This window comes from Streptomyces sp. NBC_01283 (genome assembly GCF_041435335.1).
GTDB lineage: Bacteria > Actinomycetota > Actinomycetes > Streptomycetales > Streptomycetaceae > Streptomyces.
This window is the reverse complement of record NZ_CP108430.1, coordinates 1,821,350-1,847,239: the sequence shown is the minus strand read 5'-3', so window position 1 is coordinate 1,847,239 and position 25,890 is coordinate 1,821,350. Positions and strand designations below refer to the sequence as shown.

General features: G+C 71.5%; 15 protein-coding genes and 2 tRNA genes. 11 read left to right on the top strand and 6 right to left on the bottom strand.

The features are described from left to right. Positions 1–24: 24 nt before the first annotated feature. The 3 genes from OG302_RS08445 to OG302_RS08435 all read right to left on the bottom strand — a co-directional run bounded on the left by OG302_RS08445 (position 25) and on the right by OG302_RS08435 (position 7,009). Positions 25–2,127 (bottom strand): HEAT repeat domain-containing protein, encoded by a 2,103-nt coding sequence (locus OG302_RS08445; protein WP_371526184.1) that lies wholly within the window; start codon positions 2,125–2,127, stop codon positions 25–27. 134 nt (positions 2,128–2,261) lie between these two features. Next, positions 2,262–4,466: an OmpL47-type beta-barrel domain-containing protein gene (locus tag OG302_RS08440; protein ID WP_371526183.1), complete on the bottom strand. Its 2,205-nt coding sequence runs from the start codon at positions 4,464–4,466 to the stop codon at positions 2,262–2,264. Beyond that, positions 4,463–7,009, bottom strand: a complete 2,547-nt coding sequence (locus OG302_RS08435) for a ThuA domain-containing protein (RefSeq protein WP_371526182.1) — start codon at positions 7,007–7,009, stop codon at positions 4,463–4,465. The genes OG302_RS08440 and OG302_RS08435 overlap by 4 nt, the downstream gene beginning before the upstream one ends. A gap of 200 nt (positions 7,010–7,209) precedes the next feature. Between OG302_RS08435 and OG302_RS08430 the strand changes: the two genes are divergently transcribed. After that, positions 7,210–8,280 carry a multicopper oxidase domain-containing protein gene (locus OG302_RS08430; RefSeq protein WP_371526181.1) on the top strand — a complete coding sequence of 357 codons (1,071 nt, stop codon included), beginning with the start codon at positions 7,210–7,212 and terminating at the stop codon, positions 8,278–8,280. Between the two features lie 32 nt (positions 8,281–8,312). Here the strand turns inward: OG302_RS08430 and OG302_RS08425 are convergent, their stop codons facing one another. After that, complete coding sequence (locus tag OG302_RS08425; protein ID WP_371526180.1) at positions 8,313–9,947, bottom strand: HEAT repeat domain-containing protein; 1,635 nt, start codon at positions 9,945–9,947, stop codon at positions 8,313–8,315. A gap of 895 nt (positions 9,948–10,842) precedes the next feature. On the opposite strand from OG302_RS08425, the gene OG302_RS08420 reads away from it, so the two are divergent. The 3 genes from OG302_RS08420 (at position 10,843) to OG302_RS08410 (ending at position 13,985) form a co-directional block, all read left to right on the top strand. Then, on the top strand, positions 10,843–12,438 hold the full coding sequence (locus tag OG302_RS08420; RefSeq protein WP_371526179.1) for a GMC family oxidoreductase: 1,596 nt from the start codon (positions 10,843–10,845) through the stop codon (positions 12,436–12,438). A gap of 84 nt (positions 12,439–12,522) precedes the next feature. Continuing rightward, positions 12,523–13,542 (top strand): LacI family DNA-binding transcriptional regulator, encoded by a 1,020-nt coding sequence (locus tag OG302_RS08415; protein WP_371526178.1) that lies wholly within the window; start codon positions 12,523–12,525, stop codon positions 13,540–13,542. Positions 13,543–13,742: 200 nt separating this feature from the next. Beyond that, positions 13,743–13,985 carry a chaplin gene (locus tag OG302_RS08410; RefSeq protein ID WP_371526177.1) on the top strand — a complete coding sequence of 81 codons (243 nt, stop codon included), beginning with the start codon at positions 13,743–13,745 and terminating at the stop codon, positions 13,983–13,985. Positions 13,986–14,091: 106 nt separating this feature from the next. Here the strand turns inward: OG302_RS08410 and OG302_RS08405 are convergent, their stop codons facing one another. Then, entirely contained in the window at positions 14,092–15,318 is a 1,227-nt protein-coding gene (locus OG302_RS08405; RefSeq protein WP_371526176.1) for a glycoside hydrolase family 64 protein, read from the bottom strand. Between the two features lie 232 nt (positions 15,319–15,550). Here OG302_RS08405 and OG302_RS08400 point away from each other — a divergent pair, with 232 nt between their 5' ends. Further along, entirely contained in the window at positions 15,551–16,345 is a 795-nt protein-coding gene (locus OG302_RS08400; RefSeq protein WP_371526175.1) for a VOC family protein, read from the top strand. A gap of 180 nt (positions 16,346–16,525) precedes the next feature. After that, a complete protein-coding gene (locus OG302_RS08395) occupies positions 16,526–16,765 on the top strand; it encodes a WhiB family transcriptional regulator (protein ID WP_160508634.1) in 240 nt (79 codons plus the stop codon). Positions 16,766–16,833: 68 nt separating this feature from the next. On the opposite strand, the gene OG302_RS08390 is transcribed toward OG302_RS08395, so the two are convergent. Continuing rightward, positions 16,834–19,305: a hypothetical protein gene (locus OG302_RS08390; protein ID WP_371526174.1), complete on the bottom strand. Its 2,472-nt coding sequence runs from the start codon at positions 19,303–19,305 to the stop codon at positions 16,834–16,836. Positions 19,306–19,434: 129 nt separating this feature from the next. On the opposite strand from OG302_RS08390, the gene OG302_RS08385 reads away from it, so the two are divergent. The 5 genes from OG302_RS08385 (at position 19,435) to OG302_RS08365 (ending at position 25,812) form a co-directional block, all read left to right on the top strand. Then, positions 19,435–19,506, top strand: a tRNA-Gly gene (locus tag OG302_RS08385). 30 nt (positions 19,507–19,536) lie between these two features. Beyond that, positions 19,537–20,949 carry an SDR family NAD(P)-dependent oxidoreductase gene (locus OG302_RS08380; RefSeq protein WP_371526173.1) on the top strand — a complete coding sequence of 471 codons (1,413 nt, stop codon included), beginning with the start codon at positions 19,537–19,539 and terminating at the stop codon, positions 20,947–20,949. Then, complete coding sequence (locus tag OG302_RS08375; protein ID WP_371526172.1) at positions 20,946–22,136, top strand: ribonuclease inhibitor; 1,191 nt, start codon at positions 20,946–20,948, stop codon at positions 22,134–22,136. Before OG302_RS08380 ends, OG302_RS08375 begins: the two co-directional genes overlap by 4 nt. A gap of 171 nt (positions 22,137–22,307) precedes the next feature. Next, a tRNA-Trp gene (locus OG302_RS08370) sits at positions 22,308–22,380 on the top strand. A 69-nt stretch (positions 22,381–22,449) separates the two neighbouring features. Beyond that, complete coding sequence (locus OG302_RS08365) at positions 22,450–25,812, top strand: hypothetical protein (RefSeq protein ID WP_371526171.1); 3,363 nt, start codon at positions 22,450–22,452, stop codon at positions 25,810–25,812. Positions 25,813–25,890 lie beyond the last annotated feature (78 nt).

The window sequence follows — 25,890 nt, the reverse complement described above, 5'->3', positions numbered from 1 at the left end:
GCGAGGCGAGGAGGAGCGGCGGGGTTACGGCTCCAGCGCGGCCACCAGGCGCCGGCAGTCGCGCAGCAGGGTCTCGTCACTCGCGACGTCATAGCGCATGTTGCCCTGGGCCCCGTAGTTGTTGTGCCGCCGCGGGGACGCCAGCTCACGATGGAGCAGCGGGAGGGCGGGGGCCGCCGCCGGGCCCATCTCCAGGAGGCACGCGACCGTTTGCGGGCGGCAGTCAGGGGCCGCCGTCCACTGGTCGATGAGGACCGGCAGGACGTCCGACGCGTCCGCCCGTATGTGCCACAGGGCGATCGCCGCCTCCGACCTCAGATGCACGCTCGCCGCCATCAGCTCGCGCAGGCGCGGAACGAGCGGCACCCCCTCGGGGCCCAGCCCGCCCGCGATGCGCACCGCCCGGACCTGGGCGAACGACCTGTCCGACCGGAGGACGTCGCGCAGCACGGGCAGCACGTCCTCCGACGCGCCGGTCACCGACCACAGGGCGTCCGCGGCGTCCAGGCGGGGCAGGTCGCCCTTGGACACGTCGGACGCCACCTCCCGCAGCCGTGGCGCCGCGTCCGCCGCCGCGCTGCCGTACCGCCCGACAGCCGTGAACGCAGCCCCGCAGTGGTCGCCGTGCAGGGCGGTCGTGAGCAGGGGCAGCGACGCGGCGGGCGCGCACGCCCCCAGAGCGCTGATCAGGCGCGACCGCTCGTACCCGCGAGCGCTGTGACCCGGACCGGCGAGACGGCCGTGCAGGACCGGTGCGAGCCGGGCCCCGGCCGCCGGACCCATCGCCTCGACCCAGCGGTCCACGTACTCCGGCACGCCCCCGCCGCTCTCAAGCACCGCCGCCAGATACGGCACCGCCCGTGCGTCCCCCTGGAGGGCCAGTGCCTTCAGGGCGCGGCCGAACAGCGAATCCTCCCAGTCGGAGGGGTCCCAGTCGTCCTCCCACTCGGTGAGGCACACCTCCAGGACGTCCGCCACGACATGAGCGATCGGGTGCACACACGCCAGTTCGTTCAGCGCGGCCCGGGACAACCGCTCGTCGTGCTCGATCAGTTGCCGGGCGAGCAGGACCACCGCCAGGTCGTTCGGCGCGCGCCAGCCCGTCAGGAGAAGGCCGCTCTCCTGGACCGCGGCCATGCGCTGCCCCCAGTCCGGGGCGCGCAACTGCGCGTGGAGCAGGTCGAACCGCTCCTCCGTGCGGTCGTCCAGGGCGATGTGCAGGTCCCTGAGCAGGTCGTCGGCCAGGTCCGCGTCGATGCTCGCCCGGTGAGCGGCCTCCAGGTCGCGCAGGTAGGACACCATCGTGTCCGTACGGGGCCGCTCGGCAGGGGCCTCCTGAGCGCCGGACCCGCCCTCCTCGGCAGCGGACTCGTCCTCGTGCGCGATCCGCATCACCTCGACGGCGATGTCCACCGTCTCCTCGGGCAGCAAGTCCGGCGCGCACCGCGCGAGTTGAGTAAGCACGGTCAGCCGCAGCTCCGGATCCCCGCCGCCGAACGCGAGGACCTCAGCGAGAAGCCGCCCCGCATCGGGCCGCAGCTCCACGTGACGGACACCGAGCACACCGACCGCCCGCGCCAGGGACCGTACGGCCTCGCCGTCCCGCTCCACCGGGAAGCGCTCGCGCAGGGCGGCGAACACGCGCGCGGGGTCGGCGTGCAGGTGGGCCAGGGCGCCCGGGGCCGCCGCGCGCAACTCCGGGTCGGTGTCGCTGAGATGCTCCAGGAAGACATCGGACCGGCCCCGGATCAGCGCCGCGGCGTCCACGAAGTTCGCCACCCATGCCGCGTCCTCCTCCTCGTCCTCGAAGAGCCCGCCGATCTCCTCGGGATCGGGCACCTCCTCACCCGCGATGCTCCGCAACAGGCCGACGATCGTGCCCCGGTCCCGGACCGAGGCGTCGGAGACGAGGACGAAGAGGAAAGGGACGCAGGCGAGCGTCGAGTCGTACACATCGCCCTGGTGGTGCACCGCCCCATACATCCCGTCCAGCGCCTCGTCACGCTCGGCCGGGTCCGGAGAGGCGAGGCCGCGCAGCAGGTCCGGCACGTCCGACGCGTCGCCGTACGCGTGGTTCATCGACGCCCAGTCGATGTCCTCGATCCCGGTGAGCGTCGTTGTCGTCATGCCAGTTCCCCCGTGCCTCGATCCCGTAGATCTCATGGATCCCGTTGATCAGAAGCATGCCGCACGCCACTGACAACGGCCCCCGCGCCCCAGGTCGGGGTGCGGGGGCCGAGGCCGGTCAGGACAGCCGTCGACTACAGCTCCTTGATCCTGATGTCCCGGTACGAGATGACGTCCGTGACCCCGTGCACCTGAAGGCCCACATAACCGGACGAGTACCGCCGCCCGTCCGTGCCCGGGTCGTCGCCACGCGGCGGCGTGAACTCCTGGCCGCCCGTGTTGTCGAACTCGTTGATCAGGACACCATTGCGGTAGATCGAGTAGTGCTGGTCCACCACCTTGATCTCGTAGTCGTTCCACGTGCCCTTCGGGGTGACCCCGGCGCCGCCGAGACCCACCCGGTCGAAGCCGTAGATCGAGCCCGTCTTGTACATGTCGCCGTCAGGCTTGTCGAGCACCTGCACCTCGTGCCCGTACTTGATGGCGACCCACTCCGGACGTGACTCCTCCGGGTGGTCGTGGACCTGCGGGAAGCGGACGAAGACACCGCCGTTGGCGTTGCCGTTGCCCGGCGCGTCGTCCCGCCACTGGAGCTTCAGCGAGAAGTCGCCGTACTTGCGCTGCGGGAACCACAGCATGCCCATGCCCTCGACGGTGGTGCTGCTGGTGATCGAACCGTCGGCGTTCAGGCCGAACTTGCCGCCACCCACCTGCTCCCACTTGTTCAGGGAATCCTGGGTGCCGTCGAAGATCTTGCGGTAGCCCTCGGTCTGGCCCGGCTTGCCGATGCCGGACTGCTTGGCGGCCCTATTGATCTTGTTGTACTCGCGCTGGTCGATCTCGCCGTTCTTCAGGAACTTGTCCGTGATGCTCTTGACGTGCTTCAGGAACAGCGCCTGCGACGTCCACTCCTTCTCGTCCTCGATCAACTCGTTGATGCGGCACCGGTTGTTGGTGACGCGGTTCGGGATTCCCGTGTCGACCGTGCCGACGATGACCGTCAACCGCTCGTCGAACTCCGGGCAGTTGGGTGACGGCACCCCGCCGCCCTCCGCGACGGTGAAGGAGACGTCCTTGGCCGCCGAGGTGTTGCCCGCCTTGTCGCTCGCGCGATAGGCCACCGTGTGGCGCCCCACGCGGTCGACGACGACCGGCGCGGCGTACGCGAGGTACGGGCCGCCGTCCAGGGAGTACTCGACCTTGTCGACACCGGAGTCGGCGTCGGTCGCGGTGACCGTCACCTTCGCCCTGGCGACGTACGCGCCGTCCGAGTTCTTGTCGCCCTCGACCTTCGCGGTGGTCTCCGGCGGCGTCTTGTCCTCGACCGGCGGCGTGACCACGGTGAACTCCACGGCCTTCTCGGCCGCCTGGTTGCCTGCCTTGTCCGACGCGCGGTAGCGGATCTTGTGCGCGCCCGCCGCGTGGACCATGACCGGTGCGGTGTACGCCGTCCAGGCGCCGCCGTCACCGACCGCGTACTCGATCTTGTTGACGCCGGAGCCGGTGTCGGACGCCGTCACGGTGACGGTCGCCATTCCGAGGTACTCGCCCTTGTCGTTCTTCTCGCCGGTCACCGTGGCCGAGGTCTCCGGGGGCGTCTTGTCGTCGGTCGACGGCGGGACCACCGTGAAGTCGACGGCCTTCTCCGCCGCCACGTTGCCCGCCTTGTCGCTCGCGCGGTAGCGGATCTTGTGGGTGCCGACCTGGTCGACGACCACGGGCGCCGTGTACGGCTGCCAGGCGCCGTCCGCCCCGACCGCGAACTCGGTCTTGTCGACGCCCGAACCCGCGTCCGTCGCCGTCACCGAGACGGTGGCGGAACCGACGTACGCGCCATCGGCGTTGGTCTGCCCCTCGACCTTGGCCGCGGTCTCGGGAGCCGTGGTGTCCTCGCCGCCGCCCTCGGTCACCACGAGGATGCCCTGCATGGAGCCGTGGCCGGGGATCGTGCAGTGGTAGCGGTACCGGCCGGGCGTCAGGGTCACCTCGGCGGTGTGCTTGCCGCCCTGGTCGTCGTTCGGGTTGGCCAGGATGTTCAGCGGTACGTCGTTGTTGTACTCGGGGTCCGACACGTCGAACGTCAGCGTGTGCGGCATGCCGGTGTCGTTGCCGGTCGCCGTGCTGTTCTCGAAGACGATCGTCGTCGCGCCCGCGACCGCCGTGGCGGGCGCCGAGGCGTACTTGTCGATGCCGTTGTTCGCGGTCCAGGTCAGGGTCTGGGCGGCCGCGGCACCGGGGTTGTCGGGCTGGCTCGCGGCCGTCGACGTCAGGCCGAGCACCATCAGGAGCGACGCGAGAAGCGCCGTCCAGAGTCTTCGCTTGCGTACGACTGGCATCATCCGGCCTTCCTTGCCAGGTCCTTGGCGGCCGGTGTGGCCTCGCCGCCCGAGTAAGTGACGCGCCACAGCGCCGACTTGGAGTCCGAGGTGAAGAAGCCGCGCCCGTAGTCGAGGACGTAGAGCGAGCCGTCGGGGGCGAACTTCCAGTCCATGAGGTTCTTGATGCCGTCGTTGCCGATCGGGATGATCTTCTTCAGGGACTCGGCGTGCACGGGCAGGCCACCGCTGCCGACCGTCTTCGGGTCGGTGAGGACCGCGTGCCGGGGCTGGTCGGCGTCGTAGAAGTCACCGACGAACCACTTGCCGTCCCAGTACGAAGGCCACTTGTCCGCACTGGTGCCGGCGGCGTCGTAGCGGTACACCGGGCCGTTCATCGTGGCCTGGCCGCCGCCCTTGAGCCACGGCAGGAGGATCTTCTGCTCCGACGTCTTGTAGCTCGGGATGCCGTTCGCGTCGCGCGGGTAGTCGACGCCGCCGCCCTGCGGCGAGTACCAGATGTTGTTGGGCTCGGCCGGCGGGATGTTCACCAGGCCGTCGTTGTTGGGCGACTCGTTCTTGAGCTTCTTGCAGTCGTACCAGCCCAGCGGCTTCGTCGGGTCCGGCAGGTTGCGGTCGCGGTAGGGCTGGTTGTTGCCCATGCAGTAGGGCCAGCCGCGGTTGGACGCGTGGGTGATCGCGGCGAACGTGTCGTACTTCGCCGGGCCCCATGTCGTCGACGGTTCACCGGCGTCGGGACCGACCCAGCCCGCGTAGAGGGTGTCGGTCTTCTTGTCGACGGAGATGCGCGCCGGGTTCCTGACGCCCATCACGTAGATCTCGCCGCGCGTCTTGCCGCCGCCCTCGTCCGGCTCCTTGCCGGTGAAGAGGTTGCCCTCGGGGAGTGTGTACGTCCCGTCGGCCTCCGGGTGGATGCGCAGGATCTTGCCGTTCAGGTTGTTCGTGTTGCCCGCAGTGCGGCGCGCGTCGGCGAAGGAGACGCCCTTGAAGTTGGGCTGCGGGTTGTTGCCCGAGTAACCGCTGCTGAAGCCCGAGGAGTTGTTGTCGCCGGTCGCGATGTAGAGGTTGTTCTTGGAGTCCCAGGCCATCCCGCCGCCCGCGTGGCAGCAACTGTGGATCTGCACCGGCCACTTGAGCAGGACCTTCTCGCTCGCGAGGTCCAGCTTGTTCGTGGCCTGGTCGAGCGTGAAGCGCGAGACATAGCGCTCGGCCATGTGCGTCTCACGGTTGATCTTCGAATGGGGTGTGTAGTGCAGGTACACCCAGCCGTTCTGCTCGAACTTCGGGTCCAGCTCGATGCCGAGCAGGCCCTCCTCGACCTTGATCAGCTCGTCGCCGCCGCCCTTGTTGCCGAAGATCGTGAGCGCCCCGGCGAGGGTCGACTTCTTGGTCTTGGGGTCGTAGACGTGGATCTCGCCCTTGCCCTTGCCGATGTCGGGGTTGTTCCAGTCGGTGATGACCGGCTGCGAGGAGTCGGCGCCGCCCCGGCCGATGTAGAAGACCCGGCCGTCGGGCGCGGTGACCAGGCCGTGCGGCTCGCCGATCTGGTCGTTCTGGCCCGGCTGGTTGGGCTGGGTCAGCCGCGACGCCTTGTAGTTGGCGGTGATCGTCGACTTGCAGTCGGCGCGCGCGATGCGGCTCGTCCAGAGCAGGGCGCCGCGCAGGTGCTGGCGGAAGTCGGTCTCGTCGTACGAGGCCGCCGTACCGCCCATACCGGTGTAGAAGGAGCGTCCGCCGTCGTAGTCACGGCACCAGGAGACCGGGTGATCGGCGCCGTTCTTGCTCTCGCCCGGCGCGTACGACGACTCGCGCACGCGGGCCACGGTGTGGACCTCGCCGGTCGGGTTCTTGGTCCAGTTCAGCCACTGGTCGGGGCGCTTCCACTGAAGGGGCAGGTCCTTGGTGGCCGGATTCTCCCGGTCGCCGACCTCGACGGTGGCGCGCTGCACGTTTGTCGGGCTGGAGTCGGCCGGGCGGGCGCCGATCAGGCCGGTGAACCAGGTCGAGTACGGCTCGGCGCGGGCCGCGTCATGGATGCCGACGAAGCCGCCGCCCGCCTCCATGTAGGCCTCGAGGCCCGCCTCCTGCTCGGGGTCGAGGATGTCGCCGCCGCCGGTCAGGAAGGCGACCGCGTTGAACTTGCCGAGCTTGGCCTCGTTCGTGAAGACCGCCGGGTCGTCGGTCGCCTCGATCTTGAACCGCTGGGCTGCCGGTCCGGATTGGCCGATCTTCTCGATGGCCTCGATACCGGCGTTCACGACCGGCGACTCGTCACCGCCCGCCGCCGATCCATGGAAGACGAGGACACGCACGTTCGCCTGGCCGGGCGGCGAGGGAAGGGACATCGTTGTCAACGGTGGTTCGGGATACGGCCGCGCGGTGGCGGCCTGTGTGGAGAGCGCACCGGTGACCAGGGCCCCGGAGATCAGCGCTGCGGCCCAGGCGCGGCGTGAGCGGGCCCGGTTCCGGTCGTGGCGGTTCGGTCTGCTTCTGGCTCTGCTCAACCCTCGTACAGCCAAGGGCTCTTGATGCGGTGTGAGCCGCATGAGTACACCCACCCCTCGTCGGTCACAGCAACAGGCGCGGATGAAGCTAGACCTCTTTTTGTCACTCGCCAATAGGTAACACCGGAATTCCGCGAACTTTGTCCTGCGTGTGGATAAACGAAGATCCCCCCGATACCGTGTGGCCGTCTCGGGGGCCACCTGCGCCCCGTCAGTCTCCGTACCGCAGTGGGGAGTTCGGCATGGACCGACGCAGCTTCAACCGGCGGATGTTCGTGGGCGGGGTGGCCGCGACGGCCGGGGTGACATCGTTGTCGCTGGCCGCCGCGCCCGAGGCGAGCACGGCCGAAGGGCCGAAGACCGCCCCCGCGGGCGGCGAGGTGCGCCGCATCAAGATGTACGCCGAGAAGCTGGCGGACGGGCAGATGGGCTACGGCCTGGAGAAGGGCAAGGCGTCCATCCCCGGCCCGCTCATCGAGCTGAACGAGGGCGACACCCTGCACATCGAGTTCGAGAACACGATGGACGTCGACGCCAGCCTGCACGTCCACGGCATGGACTACGAGATATCCAGCGACGGCACCAGACACACCAAGAGCCACGTCGAGCCGGGCGGCAAGCGGACCTACACCTGGCGCACCCACGCGCCGGGCCGCCGCAAGGACGGCACCTGGCGCCCCGGGACCGCGGGCTACTGGCACTACCACGACCATGTCGTCGGCACCGACCATGGGACGGGCGGCGTGCGCAAGGGCCTCTACGGTGCGCTGATCGTGCGCCGGAAGGGCGACCTGCTGCCGGACAAGACCTTCACGGTCGTCTTCAACGACATGACGATCAACAACAAGGCGGGCCACGACGCCCCCGACTTCGAGGCCACGGTGGGCGATCGGGTCGAGTTCGTCTCGATCACGCACGGCGAGTACTACCACACGTTCCACGTCCACGGTCACCGCTGGGCGGACAACCGCACGGGCCTGCTGACCGGCCCCGACGACCCGAGCCAGATCCTCGACGACAAGATCACCGGGCCGGGGGACTCCTTCGGCTTCCAGGTCATCGCGGGGGAGGGGGTGGGGGCGGGCGCCTGGATGTACCACTGCCATGTGCAGAGCCACTCCGACATGGGGATGGCCGGGCTCTTCCTGGTGAAGAAGGCCGACGGGACGATCCCGGACTACGAGCCGCATCACGCGGCCGGGGCGATGAAGGAACCCTCCGGAGACGCGAAGAAGTCCTCGGGAGACGCGGAGAAGTCGGTGGACTCCGGGGCGTCCGGGGCGTCCGGGGCGGGCCACCACGACCACGGCTAGGGCCCGTCCAACGGATCTCCGCCAGAAGGGCCCTAGAGGTCGCGCAGGGCCTCGATGAGGCCGGAGAGCAGCTCGGCCCGGTCGGCGGCGGTCAGTACCTCCACGTTCGGGCGGGCCGAGTCGGGGCTCGGGCTCGCCGGGCCCGCGGCGCCGGGCGCGTCCCGGTCGGCCCATCCGGCCTCGCGCAGGGCTTCGAGACGTTCGATGAGCGTCTTGCGCACGGAGCGCGAGGGCAGGGCGAAACCGGAGCCCGTGGGCGCGTTCATCAGCCCGGCCAGCAACTGGCCATGGACGTCCGGCGATTCGAGCTCGGCAAGGAAGCGGTCGTACGCGTCCGGGGCGCCGCGCCGCAGGGCGTCGGCGATGCTGTGTGCGCGGATCTCCGGGTCGGCGGCGTCCGCCTGGCGCTCCAGGGCAGCGGCGCCGACGCGCGCGTGACGGTCCTCGCCGTACTCCAGCCACCGCAGAGCGGTCGCGGCGTGACGGCGGACCGAGACCTCCGGGTCGTGCTCCAGGAGGCCGACGAGGCCCTCCACCGCCCGGCCCTCCGTGGGGGAGCCCACCGCGATCGGGTCGAGGCCTTCGGCGGCGGAGGCGCGGACGCGGGGGTCGGGGTGGCGAAGACCGTCCAGGAAGAGGTCCAGGGGCGGGGCGTCCAGAGGCAGCATCGCGTGCAGGTTGCTGTAGCAGTCCAGGATCCGGCTCAGGAGGAAGGGGTCCGGGCCGGGCGATGCGGTCGGTCCGGCGTCGTCCCGGCCGGAGTTCGGTGGGGCGTCCTGTGCGGCGTTCGGCGCGGCATCCGGCGCGGCATCCGGTGAGGATCCCTGCGCGGCCTTCGGGGAAGCGAGGAGGTGGTCGAGTGTCTCAAGGACCTGGTCACGCCGGACCACCTCGCCGAAGAGCAGCTTGGCCAGGGCTTCCGCGCCGAGCGTCACCGACTCCGGCTCCCCGCTCGCGCAGAGCGCCAGTGCCTCGTCGGCGCGCAGGCCCGCACGCGCGCGGTCGGTCCACGACCCCACCTCCGGGTTCCGCGGGAACGGGCCCAGGAGTGCCGCCCGTTCGGCGCTCCCCGGAGCGTGGGGCAGCGCCTTCTCCAGGGTGGCCCGCGCCTCGCCGCGGACCCGGTCCGCCTCCTCCGCGGGCAGCGGCGTGTTCCGGCGCAGCACGAGGGACGCCAGCAGGATCGCGAGGTCGAACGCCAGCTCGCGTGCGAAGGCGTCCGGCCGGCCGAGGCCGCCGAGGCCCTCTGCCGTCCAGCCCCTGTCCCGCAGGGTGGTGAGGCGGGCCCGCATGTCGTCGCGCAGGTCGCCGGGGACCTCTCGCAGGGCAGGGGCACCGCCGAGCTCCGCCGTCAGCCCCGTCCAGGCCCGTATGAAGCCTTCGGGGTCGTCGAGATGCGCAGCGAAGATCCGTTCCGTACGTTCGCGGACCGGAGCCTCGCGGCGCAGCGCGGCGGCGAAGCCGTCCACCACCGTCTCCTGGAACTCCTCGGCCCACGGCTCGCGCTCGACCGCCTGAGCCAGCTCACGCAGGGCCCACCGCGGATCGGCGCTCACCGCCGCGGTGTCCGCCGCCTTCCGCCGGACCTCCACGTCCGGATCCCGCAGCCCGGCGGCCAGCCTCTCGTGCAGTTCCGCCTGCTTGCGCGCTTTCCGCTCCTTGAACATGCGGGACAGCCTAAGTTCTCCCCGTCACACACCGAGCGCGCTGCTCCCGAGCGCGCTGCGCTGCCGACTGCGACGTTCCCCCGCCGAGCCAGGGCCCGTCATCGGTGCAGTCACTTCGTCGAGGGTGCCCACGTCGCATTCGTCGCAGGCGGCTCCGTGGCAGGGGTTGCCTCGTCCATCTCGGCTACATCCATGTCGACGGCGCAGTCTTCCGGGATCTTCTCGCCGGAAGTCGCGCAGGCCGAGGGATCGGCATCGGAGGCGACTCTGTTCGCCTGGCGCTGACTCTTCCCCTGTTCGTCCGGGGCCGAGGTGCCCGAGGACGGGTTGCCGTCCGAGGATGACGAGCAGGCCGCCGAGCCCATCACGGTGCACAGGATCAGAACGGCCGAAGCTGCAGCTGTACGAGTACGCATGAAAGTCCCCCCAATGCGGACGCGGCGTGTCCGGCCCATCAGTCGATCAACGATGCCACCTTGAGCCGTGCGGCTGGCGTGGGAAATGTGAAGAGATCGCCTGCCCGCCTGCCCGCCTGCCCGCCTGCCCGCCTGACGCGTACGCGGCCGAATCTGGCATTCGGCACGAGATCGCGTCCCGGACCCGACGTGCCCTCATGCCTTGAAGCGGCGCTGAGGGACGACCCGTGATCGGCTTGGTGCCAACGGCGAGCTGATCTCGCTCGCGCCCTCCGCCGCCTCGTACGCCTACAGGGGCTCACCGTTGGTGTCGCCCTTTCTGGTCGTCATGTGGAGATCGTGTAGGACAGGCCGATCCTCGCGCCATCCCTTTACCCAGAGGTCCACGTTGGGTGTACTCCTTGTACGCCTCATCCATGCGCCGCACCGGTACGTCCCCGTGCGCATCCCTCCGTGAACTGCCATTCAAGGGAGCCGAGTTGAGCAAGGACAGCGTGTACGACTACGTCATCGTCGGTGCCGGTTCAGCGGGATGTGTCCTCGCCGCGCGGCTCTCCGAGGACCCCGCGGTGCGGGTGGCGCTCGTCGAGTCGGGGCCACGCGACCGGAAGCCTGAGATCCGCATCCCGGCGGCCTTCCCGAAGCTGTTCAAGACGCCCTACGACTGGGACTACTCCACCGCGAAGCAGTCCGCGCTCGACGGCCGTGAACTGTACTGGCCGCGCGGCCACACGCTGGGCGGCAGTTCCTCGATGAACGCCATGATGTGGGTGCGGGGCCACCGGGACGACTACGACGCCTGGGGCGAGGCCGCGGGACCCGAGTGGTCCTACGACGCGTTCGAACCGTACTTCCGGCGTGCGGAGCGGTGGACGGGCGAGTCCGGCAGCGGGTCCGGCGGATCGTTCGGAAGTGAAGGGCCGCTCTGGATCTCGCCTCCCCGCGCCGTCAACCCGACCACCGGCGCGTTCCTGGACGCCTGCCGCGAGGCGGGCCTGCGCGAGCTGACGGAACTGAACGGGCCCGACCACAGCGGCTTCGCGCTCACCCCGGTCAACCAGCGCCGCGGGCGCCGGTGGAGCGCGGCCGACGGCTATCTGAAACCGGCACGGCGGCGCCGCAACCTGCACGTCCTGACCGAAGCGCGCGTCCGCAGGCTGGAGTTGGACGGCACACGCGTGGCGGGGGTCATCGCCGACGGTGTCCCCGGGAAGCTGATCGCCCGCCGCGAGGTGATCCTCAGCGCGGGCACCATCGGTTCCCCGCAGCTCCTCCAGGCCTCCGGCGTCGGCGACCCGGACGACCTCGCGAAGGTGGGCATCGAACCGCGCATCGAGTCCCGGGGCGTGGGCCGCAACCTCCAGGACCACCTCGCCTACGCGATCACCATGCGCTGCCCGGAGCCCGTCACGCTGACCGGCGCGGACTCCCTCGCCAACGTCGGCCGCTTCCTGCTGCGTGGCCGCGGCCCGCTCACGTCGAACGTCGGCGAGGCCGTCGCCTTCATCAAGACGAGGCCCGAACTCCAGGCCCCCGACATCGAGTTGGTCTACGCTCCCGCCCCCTTCGTCAACCACGGCCTGACCCCGCCCGTCGAACACGGCATCACGATCGGCGTGGTGCTGCTCCAGCCGGAGAGTGAGGGCCGGATCACGGCGAGGGGCCCGGGAGTCGGCACCCCACCCTTCATCGACCCCGGCTATCTGACGGCAGAAGCCGACATCCGCACGCTCGTCGCCGGGGTGCGCCGCGCGGAGGAAATACTCGCGGGGCGCGCCCTCGCCCCGTACACGTCGGGGCCGCTCGCGCCGCATCCGGGCACGGTCGACGACGCGACCCTCGCCCGGACGATCCGGGCGGCATCCGAGACGCTGTACCACCCGGTCGGCACTTGCCGCATGGGCAGCGACGACGCCTCCGTCACGGACCCGGCGCTGCGGGTGCGGGGAGTGACGGCGCTGCGGGTCGTGGACGCCTCGGTCATGCCGCGGATCACGCGCGGTCACACACACGCCCCCACGGTGGCGCTCGCGGAGAAGGCGGCCGAGCTGATCAGGGCGGACGCGCGGAGGTGACGCGGGCAGGGGGCAGCTCACCGCCCTGACCTCCGGTCGTATCCTGACCGGCGCACCAGCCAGCCGCCCCCCGAGGAGCCCCACGTGACCGAGCCGCCGAGCGCCGCCCCGCGCCCCACACTGGAGGCCGTGGCCGCCCGAGCCGGAGTCTCCCGGGCCACGGTGTCCCGTGTCGTCAACGGCGACACGGGGGTACGCGAGGTGCTCGCCGAGAAGGTCAGGCGTGCGGTCGACGAACTCGGTTACGTGCCGAACCGCGCCGCCCGCAGTCTGGTGACCCGCCGCCACGACGCGGTCGCCGTGGTGATCGCCGAACCGGAGACACGGGTGTTCGCCGACCCGTTCTTCGCCCTGCAACTGCGCGGCATCAGCCAGGAGCTGACGTCGCGCGACGTCCAGCTCGTGCTGCTGCTCACGGAGGGGCGGGACGATCACGAGCGGGTCGGCCGCTATCTGGCGGGTGGCCATGTGGACGGCGCCCTCGTCTTCTCCCTGCACCTGGACGATCCGCTGCCCGGCATCATCCAGGGCGCGGGGGTGCCGACGGTGTTCGGCGGCCGTCCGGGGTGGCCGGACGGCACGGTGACGTCTCCGTACGTCGACTGCGACAACCGCGGTGGGGCGAGGGACGCCGTCCGCCACCTGCTCTCGCTGGGCCGCACCCGCGTCGCGCACATCACCGGCGCGCTGGACCAGACGTCGGCGGTGGACCGCCTCGACGGGTTCCGCGACGTCCTGCCGGAGGCGGGAGAGAGGTTCGTCGCGCACGGGGACTTCACCCCGGCGGGCGGCGAGCGTGCGATGCGCGAGCTCCTGGACCGCGTCCCCGACCTGGACGGGGTCTTTGCCGCCAACGACCTGACGGCGTCGGGCGCGCTCCGGGTGCTCCGGGAGCGGGGCAGGCGGGTGCCGGAGGACGTGGCGGTGGTGGGCTTCGACGACATGCTGGCGGTGGCCGAACAGGTGGACCCACCGCTGACCACGGTGCGCCAGGACATCGAGGAGATGGGCCGCCTGATGGCCCGGATGCTGCTGGCGCGGGGCGAGCTGCCGACGGAGAGCGTGGTCCTGCCGACGGAGCTGGTGCGGAGAGGGTCGGCGTAAGGGGTCGGTCGACGTAGGGGGGCGGTCGGCGTAGGTGGGCGAAGCCCTACCGCCGCCTCCGGGGCCCAGAGCCTCCCCCGTTCAGGCGCCCCGTCCCACGAACGGGTGCCCTCGTTCCCCCGCACGGTCCACCGGTGTTTTTGTCGCACCGCCGCTGGGTGAGGCTCGCTGCAGCAGTTCCCTTCAACGGAGGTAACACCATGCGCAAGCGCGCGATCCTGGCAGCAGCGGCCTTCGCCGCGGTCACCGTCATCGGCGGAGCCGGCTCCGCCGTCGCCGACCCCGACCCCGGCGCCTACGCCGAGGGCACGGCTCAGAACTCGCCGGGCGTCCTCAGCGGCAACCTCCTGCAGGTCCCCGTCGACATCCCCGTCAACGCTTGCGGCGACTCCATCAACGTCGTCGGGCTCCTCAACCCGGCCTCGAACAACAACTGCCAGTAAGTCTCCGGACGGCACGCCGCCCCGCCGCGACCAGCGCGCGACGGGGCGGCGTCCGTGGGAGGCACGGGAGGGGCAAGGCCGGAAGGGGGAGGGCCGGGCCCGGACGTCAGGAGCCGACGGACACCGTGAAGCGGCGCGGGTTCCCGTCGTGCGCCGCCCCGGACACGTCGGGTTCGCCGTCCGGCCGGACATCGTCGTACGGGAACGCGTACCCGATGGGCGAGTTCGCGTGCACCACGCGGGCCCAGTGGTTGGTCACGTCACCCTTGTAGTAGTCCCCGGCGCCGGCTCCGTTCGGCTGCTCGGGGTGCGTCAGCATGATGCTCCGGTTGAACCCCGCCGCGAGCCGCGCGAGCAGGCCCTTCTTGTCGTCCGGGTCCCCGGGATTGTTGGTGAAGGGCCCGTGGTTGCAGGTGAAGATGTCCTTCGACGTCGGCTTCGGGAAGGTGTGCCCGCCGTTGAACGTCAGCGTGTCGCCGCTCACCCGGCCCGTGAACACGCCCCGGCCGCCCTGCAGGTCGATCTTCAGGTCGGTGTTCCGGTACTTGTCCCACACCTGGTCGATGTAGCTGTTCCACACGTCGCGGAACGGCATCTCGTTGGGGCGGTCGAAGTACGGGGCCATGAGGTTCTGCGGCGAGATGACGCGGAGTACGTCCCCGCCGTCGCCGCGGATGACCAGATCGCCCCAGGGCTGCCCGTCCTTCTGGCCCTGTGCGACGAGGTCGGCGGCTATCTTGCCGACGGCGCCGTCCGGCAGCGGGGCCACGGTGTGCGTGGCGTCGCCCTCCAGGGTCAGACCGATGGGGAGGGCCGTGACGAGGTCCACGTAGCTGATGTTGGCGTACAACTGCGAGCTGTTGAAAGTGAACTCGCAGAACGACCAGGTGCGCCCGTAGTTGGCGTCCTCCTTGGTCGCGAAGGCGGGCTCGACCAGCGAAGGGCCGGGGTTCAGGAAGAAGTCCAGCTTGTCGTCCCGCACGAAGTAGACGCGCGCGCCATACATGTGAGGCAGCGTCAGGACCTTCGGCGCCGAACCCGCCGCGCCGAGCGGAATCGCGCAGTCGACGGGCAGCGGAGTCTGCGGGGCCGACGGCGAGTCTGGCCGGTAGACGCCCCCGTCGGGCTTCAGCAGGACCCAGCGATCGGTGCCCTGCTCGTGTCCGGTGACGTAGGCCCGCACCTGTCCGGGCAACGACTTGTTCTGGAGGGCGAGTTCACAGGTCGCGGGGGCTGCCTTGGCGCCGGGGCTGAGCGCGCTTCCCCAGACGGGATAGGTGAGGGCTCCGGTGGCAGCGGCGGCAGTGGACAGGAACACTCGGCGCGAAATCACGGAAGGTCTCCCGGGATGTGTGTGGGGGTGTGTGGGGGGATGTCATGCGGCCGTGGGGGGTGTTGGCCGTGCGGTGCGACCACTGTCGCGTCGGCGAATTCGACCGTCAAGAGTTGTGACTGAGAGCGCTCTCAGAATCTCGCTTCTTTCACAAGATGGCAGCGTGCGCGCACTGTCAGTGCCGGGTGGCAGACTCAGCAGGACGGAAGAGGATGCGACAAAGGAGTCGATCATGCTCAATACCCGATATGTCGCGGGTGCCCCGACGTGGGTGGACCTCGGCACTCCGGATCTGGAAGGCGCCCATGCCTTCTACCGCGCGCTCTTCGGCTGGGAGTTCCAGTCGGGCGGCGCGGAATTCGGTGGATACGGCATGTATCAGGCGGCCGGCAAGACCGTGGCGGGCGCCATGACCGTCACCGCCGACCAGGCGCCTCCGGCCTGGACGATCTACTTCAAGACGACGGACGCCGACGCGACGGCCAAGGCGGTCGAGCAGGCCGGCGGCAGCACGGTGTACGAGGCCATGGACGTCGGCGACCTCGGCCGCATGGCGGTCCTCAAGGACGCCCAGGGCGTCGGCTTCGCCGTGTGGCAGCCGGGCACGAACAAGGGCCTTGACCTGGTCGACGCCCCGAACAGTTTGTGCTGGACCGAGCTCTGCACCCCGGACATCACGGCGGCCCAGGAGTTCTATGGGTCGGTGTTCGGCTGGGGCACCACGACCCAGCCCTTCGAGGGCGGTGCGTACACGATGGTGCACCCCGCCGACGGCACCGCGAACGACATGTTCGGTGGCCTGTGGCCGCTGTCCGACGCCCCGGAGGAAGCCGAGGCCGGGCCGTACTGGACTCCGTACTTCCAGGTGACCGACATCGACGCGGTGCTCGCCAAGGCCGGGCCGGCCGGGGGCACGGTGCGGGTGCCGCGCATGGATCTCGCGGGTGTCGGCAGCTTCGCCAAGCTCGCCGATCCGTCCGGGGCGCGGTTCGCGCTGATGCAGCCGCAGGCGCCGAGCGGCGGCTGAGGACGGATCGGGGAGGCCGGGGCGGAGACGGCCCCGGCCTCCTCCGTCCAGCATCTGAACGCACCCGCGGCGTTTCGCCGCGTCCCCCGCGGGCAAGCAGAAGGTGCCCGAAACAGCGCATGTCGCGGCGTTGATCGTTCGTTGATCCCCTGTTTCGCGCGCCCTGCCAGCATCGGTGGCATGCAGATCGACATGACAGCCGAGCCGGAACTCGCCTGGCAGGAGCAGGCCCTGTGCGCCCAGACAGGATCCGAGTTCTTCTTCCCCGAACCGGGCAGCTCGGTGCGCGAGGCCAAGTACATCTGCCAGCTCTGCGAGATGCGCCCCGCGTGTCTCGAGTACGCCCTGGCCCACGACGAGCGGTTCGGCGTATGGGGCGGCCTCTCGGAGAAGGAGCGGCTCAGCCTCAGACGCACCTGAGCCCGTACGGGTACGCGACCGCGCACTTCAGGCGTGCGCGGTCGCGCCCACCTCAGGCCAGGCCCACCTCAGGCGTAGGTGACCGTGAACCTCCGCGTCCCCGCCGGGATGTGCACGTCGTCCCCCGTCACCGTCAGGTCGCGGCCGTCCGCCGTGACGGCCCGCACCGGGCCGAACCGGCACGGGTAGACGTACCGCACCCGCGCGGGCGTACGCGAGATGTCCACGGTCACCTTCCGCCCGCCCGCGTCATGGGTGAGCCGGTAGCCGAAGGGTTCGCCGAACAGGTTCGGGGCGTCGTCGACGGCCACGGTCGCCCCGTCCGGCACCCAGTGGGGGCGTATGCCCGGAGCGATGTAGAGATGCGGGTCGCGGTCCTCGTCGGCCTCGAAGAAGAGGATGTCGCGGATCAGGAGCAGATACTCGGCCGCCGCCCAGCCGTGCGGGATGTCACCCATGTACCAGTGGCGTGCGGGGACTTCACGGTAGTCGGAGGCGATGGGGAAGGCGTGCTGCTCGTTCCACGCGCCGAGCGCCACCGCCCGCTCCTCGATGTGCGGCAGTGACGCGCCCACGATCCAGCCGAGCAGCGTGTCCATCCGCGCGGCGTCGCCGGCCAGCAGGTAGGCGTGCGCCAACTGGGTGGTGAGATAGGGGCCGTAGGCGTTCCAGGCCGCCTCGTGCCGGTAGCCGCCGGTCACGAAGTGCGCGTACATCGTGTCGAGCGTCCAGCGGGCCGCCCGGTCGATGTCCTCGCCCAGTTTGCTGCCCATGTGCAGCCGCAGCGGGTGGAAGAACGCAGCCGTGCCGATCATCGTCGAGTCGAGCCGCCCGACGTCGGCGGGCCCGGTCGGGATGTACGTCTCCCAGGCGCCCAGCTTGCGCTGCTCCTCAAGGACCCAGCGCACCGAATCCGCCGTGGCCCGCTTCAAGTCGTCGAACGCACCCCAGAGTTCGGGTACGTCGGGAGTCCCGAGCCGCTCCGCGAGCCGCGCGGCTTCATAGAGTCCTGCGAGGCCCCACAGGTCGTCCCAGTAGTGAGGTTTGTTGCGTTCGCCGAGGTGCTCGGCGCTCCAGCCGCTGTGCAGCAGGCCGTTCAGGTCGCGGTTGTCCCGCAGCCACCGCGCGCCGTCGATGACGTAGGGGGTGTAGAGCTTCGCGCCGAAGCCGGTGGACCGGCCGTGGGTCCGGTCGTAGCGGCCGATCGCCCACAGCGCCTGGCCGTTGCTGTCCCACTCGCGGTCGTCCTTCTCGTGCGGCCCGCCGTAGAAGCCGTACTCGGCACACGGACCGATGCGGCCCGAACCGCGGTTGAACTTGAGGGGATAGTGCGTGCCCAACTGCCGCTCGGCCAAGGCCGCGTCGCCGACCAGTGAGCACGCCGTGGCCTCGACGGAGGAGTCACGGATCCAGAAGGAGTCGTACACCGTCGGGCCGGGATGGATCTCGCCGTGGTCGGAGAGGATCAGGAGCTGTGAGCGGCACTGACGGAACTGGTCCGCCAAGTGGGCGACGGGCTGTGGCAGTTGGGGCTGCACTCCCTGCGTGATCAGTTTGCCCGTCCAGAACACCCGGTTGGCCTCCTCCAGGTCCGCGGCAGGAGTGGCCTTGATCTCCGCCAGATCGGCCGACCCGCTGTAGAGGTCGACGGGCAGCCGTACGTCGAGCTCGAACAGCTCGTCGTCGGCGACCCGGTAGGGCCAGGCGAACGCCGCGCTGCACAGCCCCGCGATCTGGTCCTGCGCCTGCGGCGCGCCGTTCAGCTTGCCGCCCGTGACGAGGTCGTGGAACGGGTTGCGGGTCAGATAGGAGCCCGGGTCGTACGAGAAGTCCGGGTTGCCGTACACGCCGTACTGCTCGGGAGGCGTGTCGAACACCGGGCCCCAGCCGGTATTGGTCTCCACCCGCCCTTCGTCGGGCAGATGACGCAGGAATGTCAGGCGCCGGTCGGTGATCTGGCGGCCGTTGCGGTCGTGCCGCTGGAAGCCGCTCGGCCCCGCGGGCATGACGGCCGCGCACAGCCAGCCGTCGCGCGGGCGTCCGGTCGCGCTGCCCACGGTCAGCCGCGTCACGACGAGGTCGCGCTGCCGGGGGCCGATGGCCGTCCCGAAGGTCCGCTGCACGAACTCGGTGCCGTCGGCGGTGCGGAACGTCGTCAGGACCACCGGCAGATGGGGCGCCTCCATGCGCTGGCCGACCGCTCCGGCATCGGTCAGCTGCGGAAGGCGGACGGCGCCGGTCGACGGCGAGTAGAAGAAGAAGGACAGGCAGTACTTGTCGTAGACCGGCTCGATCTCGCCCGCCTGCCCGATCAGGGACTCCTGGCGGTGGTCCTTGACGCCCACCATGTGCCAGTAGCGGTACAGGGCGTTGGAGGCGAAGGCGGCCTCCTTGGATTCGTACGTTCCCGAGTCGAAGTCGTCGCTCCAGCGCCGGAAGGCGGCCTGCGCCCACCACGGCACGGGATAGGGCACCTGGGCCCGTGCCGCCCAGCCGCGCCACATGACCTCGTAGAACATCCATTCATGGGTCTGAGCCATGGGTTCCACCCCCGTGCCCACCGTTGCACCGGTCCGGACGGTCGTAAATCGGTTCGGCACGCAGGGCCTCGCGCGGTTACGATCCGGGATCACGGGCGGACCGAAGACTCCTGGTCGGCACGTGTGCGGGGTCCTGTAGAGCAGAGGCAGACTCGCCGCTATGCCATGGCGGATACGCCGGTTCGAATCCGGCCGGGACCACGAGCGGACGGTACGGGCGGGGCGGGACGGATGACTGAGAGCGGCGGGATCAGCGAGGCGGACCTCGCCGTGTTCCACGACGTGGTCGGCAGGCTCCGCGAGCTGCCGGTCGACGACCCGGTGCGGCTGCGGGCCGAGCAGGTCGCCGCGTCCTTCGCCCGGGACGGACGGCTGCGCAGGCGCAAGGCGCGCGGGGCCGAACTCTCCGCCGCCGACGCGGCGGTGATGGCCGCCACCGCCACCGGGGCGGACGACCGCCGTGAGGACACGCCGCTGGTCGCCGAGGGTGCGGGAGGGGTCTTCGAGCGGCCCCGGCCCTGCTACGTCTGCAAGGCGTCGTATCGACAGGTCGACTCCTTTTACCACCGGCTCTGTCCCGACTGTGCCGCTGACAACCGTGCCCGGCGCGCGCTCGCCACCGACCTGAGCGGGCGCCGTGCGCTGCTCACCGGGGGCCGCGTGAAGATCGGCTTCCAGCTGGCCCTGATGATGCTGCGCGACGGCGTCGAACTCCTGGTCACCAGCCGTTTCCCGCACGACACGGAGCGCCGTTTCCGGGCGGTGCCGGGCAGCGAGAAGTGGCTCGACCGGCTCACCGTGCTCGCCGTCGACCTCCGTGACCCACGCCAAGTGATCGGCCTGTGTGCGCAGTTGCGGCAGGAGGGCAAGCCGCTGGACATCTTGGTCAACAACGCGGCCCAGACGGTACGACGACCACCCGAGTCGTACGCCGCGCTCGCGGCGGGGGAGTCGCCGGAGCTGCCCGCGGGGGCGCGCGGCGCGCCCGGGTTCCGGCCGATGGGGGCGCGGAGAGGCGCCGCCGCGCGGGGCGCGCTCGCCCTGGTCCTGCCCGAATCCGACGTCCCGTGCGAGTCGGAGCTCCTGGCCGGGTCCGCGCTCCTGTCCGATTCCGGCCTCCTGCCCGTCACCGACGAGGCGGGCCTGCTGCGCGACCCCTCGCCGGAGAACTCCTGGTCCGCCCGGCTCGGCGACCTCGACCCCGCCGAGGTCCTGGAGACGCAGCTGGTCAACGCGCTGGCCCCGGCGCTGCTCTGCGACCGGCTGCTTCCGCTTCTGCTCGCCTCGCCCCACCCCCGCACCTACATCGTCAACGTCACGGCGGTCGAGGGCCGCTTCGCGGTGCGGAACAAGACCGCCGGGCATCCGCACACGAACATGGCCAAGGCCGCCCTGAACATGCTCACGCGCACGAGCGCGGCCGAACTCGCCGAGCGCGGCGTGCACATGTGCGCCGTCGACACGGGCTGGATCACCGACGAGAACCCGGCCCCGCGGAAGGACCGCATCGCCGGCACGGGCTTCCGCACACCCCTGGACGTGGTGGACGGCGCGGCCCGGATCTACGACCCGGTCGTGCGGGGCGAGGCGGGCGCGCCGGTCTCCGGGGTCTTCCTCAAGGACTACCGGGAGGCCGAGTGGTGAACACCGCTGACGACGTAAGGGAGTTCGCGGGCGTACCCAGGATCGCCCCACGCCCTGTCGGCGAACTTGCTCCCCTCCTCCACTGGTTGCGGGGCGGACGTCCGGCGGGGGAGCGTCTCGACTTCGCGGCCGGGACGGTACTGCCGGCGGGACGGCTCGACCTGTGCAAGCAGTCGCTGGGAGCGGAGGGCGCGGCGCTGGTCGCGGACGCGCTGCGGGGATCCGCCGAACAGCGTTCCGCCATACGCCACTTGCTGCTCGGCACGGACGGCCTGGGCGACGAGGGAGCGGCGCTCGCGGCGGCGGCCACGACCGGCGAGGCGGGTCCCACGGGCGTCGAGACGCTCTACCTGGGCTGCAATGGCATCACCGCCGGTGGCGCCTGCCGCATCGCGGACCAGCTGCGGGCCTCACCGCAGGTCGTGACCGGTGTCTGGCTCAAACGCAATCCGCTGGGCCCGCAGGGAGGTGCCGCAGCCTCCCAACTGATCGAATCCGTACGTACGTTGCGCACCCTCGACCTCGTCCAGACCGGACTCGACGCGGCCGGGACCGCGGTCCTCGTCGACGCGCTGCTCGTGGCGGCCGACACGGGGCGGTGCGTCGAGCGGGCCTTCCTGGGCGGCAATCCGCTCGGCCCGGACGGCGCTGCCCCGCTGGGCGAACTGATCGCCCTGGGCGGGGTACGTGAACTGTACGTATCGGCAGCGCAGTTGGGTGACGGTGGAGCGTCGCTGCTCGCGCAGGGGCTGGAGCGAGCGCCACGCGGTGCGCTGGAACGCCTCGCCGTCGCCAGCAACGGCATCGGACCACGGGCCGCCGCCCGGCTGGTCGCGGCGGCCGTGTCCGCCGGGGTGGAGCTGCTCGACCTCGGCCGGGTGCGCGCCGCGGGGACGCTCGGCGCGGCGGACAACCACGTCGACGACGCGGCGGCCACGGCCATCGCGGAGAGCCTGGCCGCCGTCGAGCACCGCCTGGCGCACCTGGTGCTCAGCCACACCGGTCTGCGCAGTCGTGAGGCCCACCGGCTGCTGGACACGGCCGCACGCGCACTCACGCCCACCCGCTTCGTCCTGGGCCAGGGCATCGCGGCGAGCATCAAGCGGCGCCTCGCGGCGTTCGCCGCGGAGATCGACGGACCGGCCGTCCCGGCGGATGTGGCGGCCGTGCGCAGCGTGCATCGCTGAGGATGCCCTGCCGGGGACACCCATAGGGGAGGGCGCATCGAAAACTGACGCAGTTGTGCCTGCTCGGAGCAATTGCCGCAGTATGCGGTGCCGTTCTGGCGGTCCTCGCCTTCCTCGCCCGCTGGAAGACTCGCTCCTGAAAACCCCAGGAGGGTACGATCCGGCCAAGGGTGGGGCGTAGCGCAGGGGCTGTCGCGCCGGTCTCCAAAACCGGAACACGCTGGTTCGATTCCAGCCGCCCCACCCCCTTTTCCGCCCTGCCCCCTCTTCAATTCGCTGTCCCCGGGCCGGTCTTGACAGGCAGAATCCGCGCATGGCCCAGCCCGAGAAGACCGCCGCCCGCTATCTGCTCGCCGACCTCGACCCCCTGCCGTACCCGCGGCGGATGCGGGAGATCGCCGAGAGCGCCCGGGACTTCGCGGGCCGTGGCGCGCTGCGGTCCGTTCTCGAGGAGCTGGAGAGCGGCGGCCCGTACGAGCGCCAGGTGGCCATCCTGCTGGCCTGTGCCGGACGTGACGCCGAGTGGACCGGGGCGCGGCTCGCCGCCCCCGACCCCTTCGTGCGGGGGCACGCGCTGCGGGCCGCGGAGAGCCATGGGGTGCCGGACACCGCCTTCGAGGCCGCGCTCGACGACGCTCCCGAGGCGGTGCGGCGCCAACTCCTTCGGGCGATCGTCGCCGGGCGCCGCACCGCGCTCGCCGATCGCCTCGTCGACCCGTTGCGGCGGCAGTGGGGTGACGCCGAGGCGGCCAGGCTGCTGGCCGGCTGCTCGGGCCCCGTGGTGGAGCGGCTGCTGCCGGAGCTCTTCCACTCCGTGCGGGGATGGCGGCCCTTGGCCGGGCGGCACGCGGGTGTCCTGCTGGATGTCGCGGCGCGCGAGCTCGAAGCGCTGCCGGAAGCGCTGCGGGACGCGTGGTGGCAGCGGTACGCGACGGGGATCGCGGCCGTCACGGAGGCGGAGCCGCTGCGGGTGCTCGACCTGCTGGACCGGTTCGCACCCAGTGCGTTCCCCGTGCGGCTCCGCCCCTGCCTGGGCGTACTGGCCGATGCGGCGCCGGGGCGCGTGCTCACGATCCTCTCCGGGGCCTGGGGGTGGCCGCTGCGCCGCAGTCGTGCGCTCACGGCGTCCGTGCTGCGCAAGCTCGCGCGCTCGGGCGCTCCCGAACTCCTCACGTACGCCCGCACCGTCGCCGAGGACCCCGACGCATCGGAAGGCCTCGCCCGGCTGATGCTCGCCCACGCGCCCGCGGACCGGGCCGCCGTCCATGCGAGGGCCGTCGAAGGGCGCGGCCCGGTATTCACCGGCGTCGACGACGTCATTCTCGGCGCACTGCCCCGCAGCGCCGTGGCCGAAGAGGCGCGGCGGATGGCCGAGCGGGCCAAGGAACAGGGCGCGGAGTGGAGTGCGGTGCTGCTCGCCGAGTCCTTCCTGCCCTGTGCCGAGGTGCGTGACCGGCTGGTGGCGGCGACCCGGCGGCCGTCCGCCGACGACCGTGCCGAGGCGTGGCCCCTGCTCGTCCGCAATGCCGCCCGGTCCGGTGAGAAGGCCCAGGTCACCGCCGTACTCAAGGAGATGACCCGGCTCGCGAACGAGCAGGACCCCGTGCGGGCCGCGGCCCTGACCGCGCTCGCCGAGACCCGGCCCGCCCTTTTCGGGGCCGACGCCGAACCGTTCCTCGACCGGATCTCCGCGGACGCCGTCGCGGCCCGCGACTCCTCCTACGCCACCCGCGGCGGGCTCAGTCGCTTGGCCGTCGCCGTGCTGCGCGAACACGCGGCCGACGGACGGCCGGAGCTGGTGAACTGGGCGCTGCGCACCCTCGTCCGGATCTCCGGCAACACCGGCGGCGCCGACCTCGGACGCCTCGACCACACCCTGCGCCGCGGCCAGGAGCACGACGTCTTCGAGGCGTTGCGGCCCTGGATCGAGGCGGGTGCGGAGAAGGCCGACCACAGCCTCACCTTCGCGCTGGCCCGCGCGGTCGGACGACGTGCCGCGGGCATGCCCGAACTCCAGGAACTCCTCTGGCAGGCCATCCGGTTCGGCAGCAACGCCACCATGTCGAGGGCGATCGGCCTGTGGCTCGAACCGGCCGAGACCCGCGACGAGCGTGTCGCGAGGGTCCTCGCGCAGGAGCCGTCGACGGGTGTGCTGGCTCCGGTCCTCGACGTCGTGTGCGGCCGCCGCACGGACCTGCTCGACCCGCTCCTGTCCGATAGGCCCCCGTACGGCAGGTTCCTGGTCAAGGGCGCGGCGTGGACCGTGCGGGCGGACGCCCGGCACATCCACCGCTGGCTCCCGCGTCAGCAGGCGGCGTACGCACGGCAGTTGGCGCGGACGGCCGGTGACGCGGGACTGCCGCAACGGGACCGGGCGGCGGCGATCGGGCGCGGCGCCCACGTCCCGGGCCCGGGGGAGGATCTCGTGCGCCGCTGGACCGAATCGCCCGACACGGTGCTCGCCGAGGCGGCTCTCGGCGCCCTCGCCCACATCTCCCGGCCCGGTGACGCGCTGCCCGAACTGCTCGCGCACGCGGGCGGCGAGCGGGCGCGGGTCGCGGTCTACGCGGCGACGCAGGCGTCACGCCATGTCGCGCCCTCCCGGCTCGCGGAGCTGCTCCGGGAGGTCCTGGGCGGGCCCGGCAAGAAGGTGACGAGCCGCAAGGAGGCGGCCCGGCTGGCCGCCGTGCGCCTTCCGGCGGCCGAGGCGGCGGCGCTGCTCGCCGACGCCTACGAGGCGCCGGACGCCCACCGCGACGTACGGGCGGCCTGTGTGGCCTTCGCGGGCGGACTGCTCGGCGAGGAACGGGTGTGGGGGCTACTGAGCGACGCCGCCGGGGGCGAGGCGGTGCTGCGGACGGCCGTGCTCCGGGTACGGCCGCTCGACCTGGCGGAGGGGCATCGGGAGCGGTACGCACGCCTCGTACGCGAGACGGTCGGCACGCAGGACGACGAGGTGGCGGCCGGCGCGCTCGACGCGCTCGCGCGATGGGCCCCGTGGTCACCGGACGCGGCTGCGGTCCTGGCGGACGCGGTCGCGGACCTCGGCCGGCGGGCCACGTGGCAGGTGGCCGCGCGGGGTCTGGTGACGGCGGCGGCGACCGCGCCCGGCGGCACCGAGGCCCTGTGCGGGGCGCTCGCGGCCCTCGCGGGCACCGATGTGCCCGAGTCGCCGGACCGGGATCTGCCCGCGCGGCGGCGGATCGAGTACGTGGCGCAGACGCTGGCGGAAGAGGTCGAGGCATACCGGGCGCCCGGTCTCGCGGCGGGCGGCCTCCTCGTCGGGTACGCGGACCACGTGCCGCAGGCCGCGGAGATCCTGGTGGCGGCGGTGGACGTGGACGGGGAGCCCGAAGAGGTGGGCGAGGCACTGCTGCGGCTGGCCCGGTTGCACGAGGGGCGGCCGGCGCTGGCGGCGCGGTCCGCGCTGGCGCTCACGGAGCGGCTCGCGGACACGGAGTACCCGGGCAGGGCGGCCGGCCTGCTGCCGGTGGCGCACCGCCTCGTGGATGGGGGCGGCCACGCGAACGGGCTCTTCGCCCTGGCGCTGACCGACGCGCTGGGAGAGCGGACGAATTGGTCCGCGCCGTGGCGTGGCCTGCTGGTGTCCTTGCGGGCCCACGCCGTGCCGGACGTCCGGGACGCGGCGCTGGCGGTGTGCACGTCGTACGAGTGACCACGGGGTGATCGGCCGGGTGGGCGGGAGACGATCCGCCGCTGACGCGACGGGCCGAGGCCCGCCCACCCTGCGGGG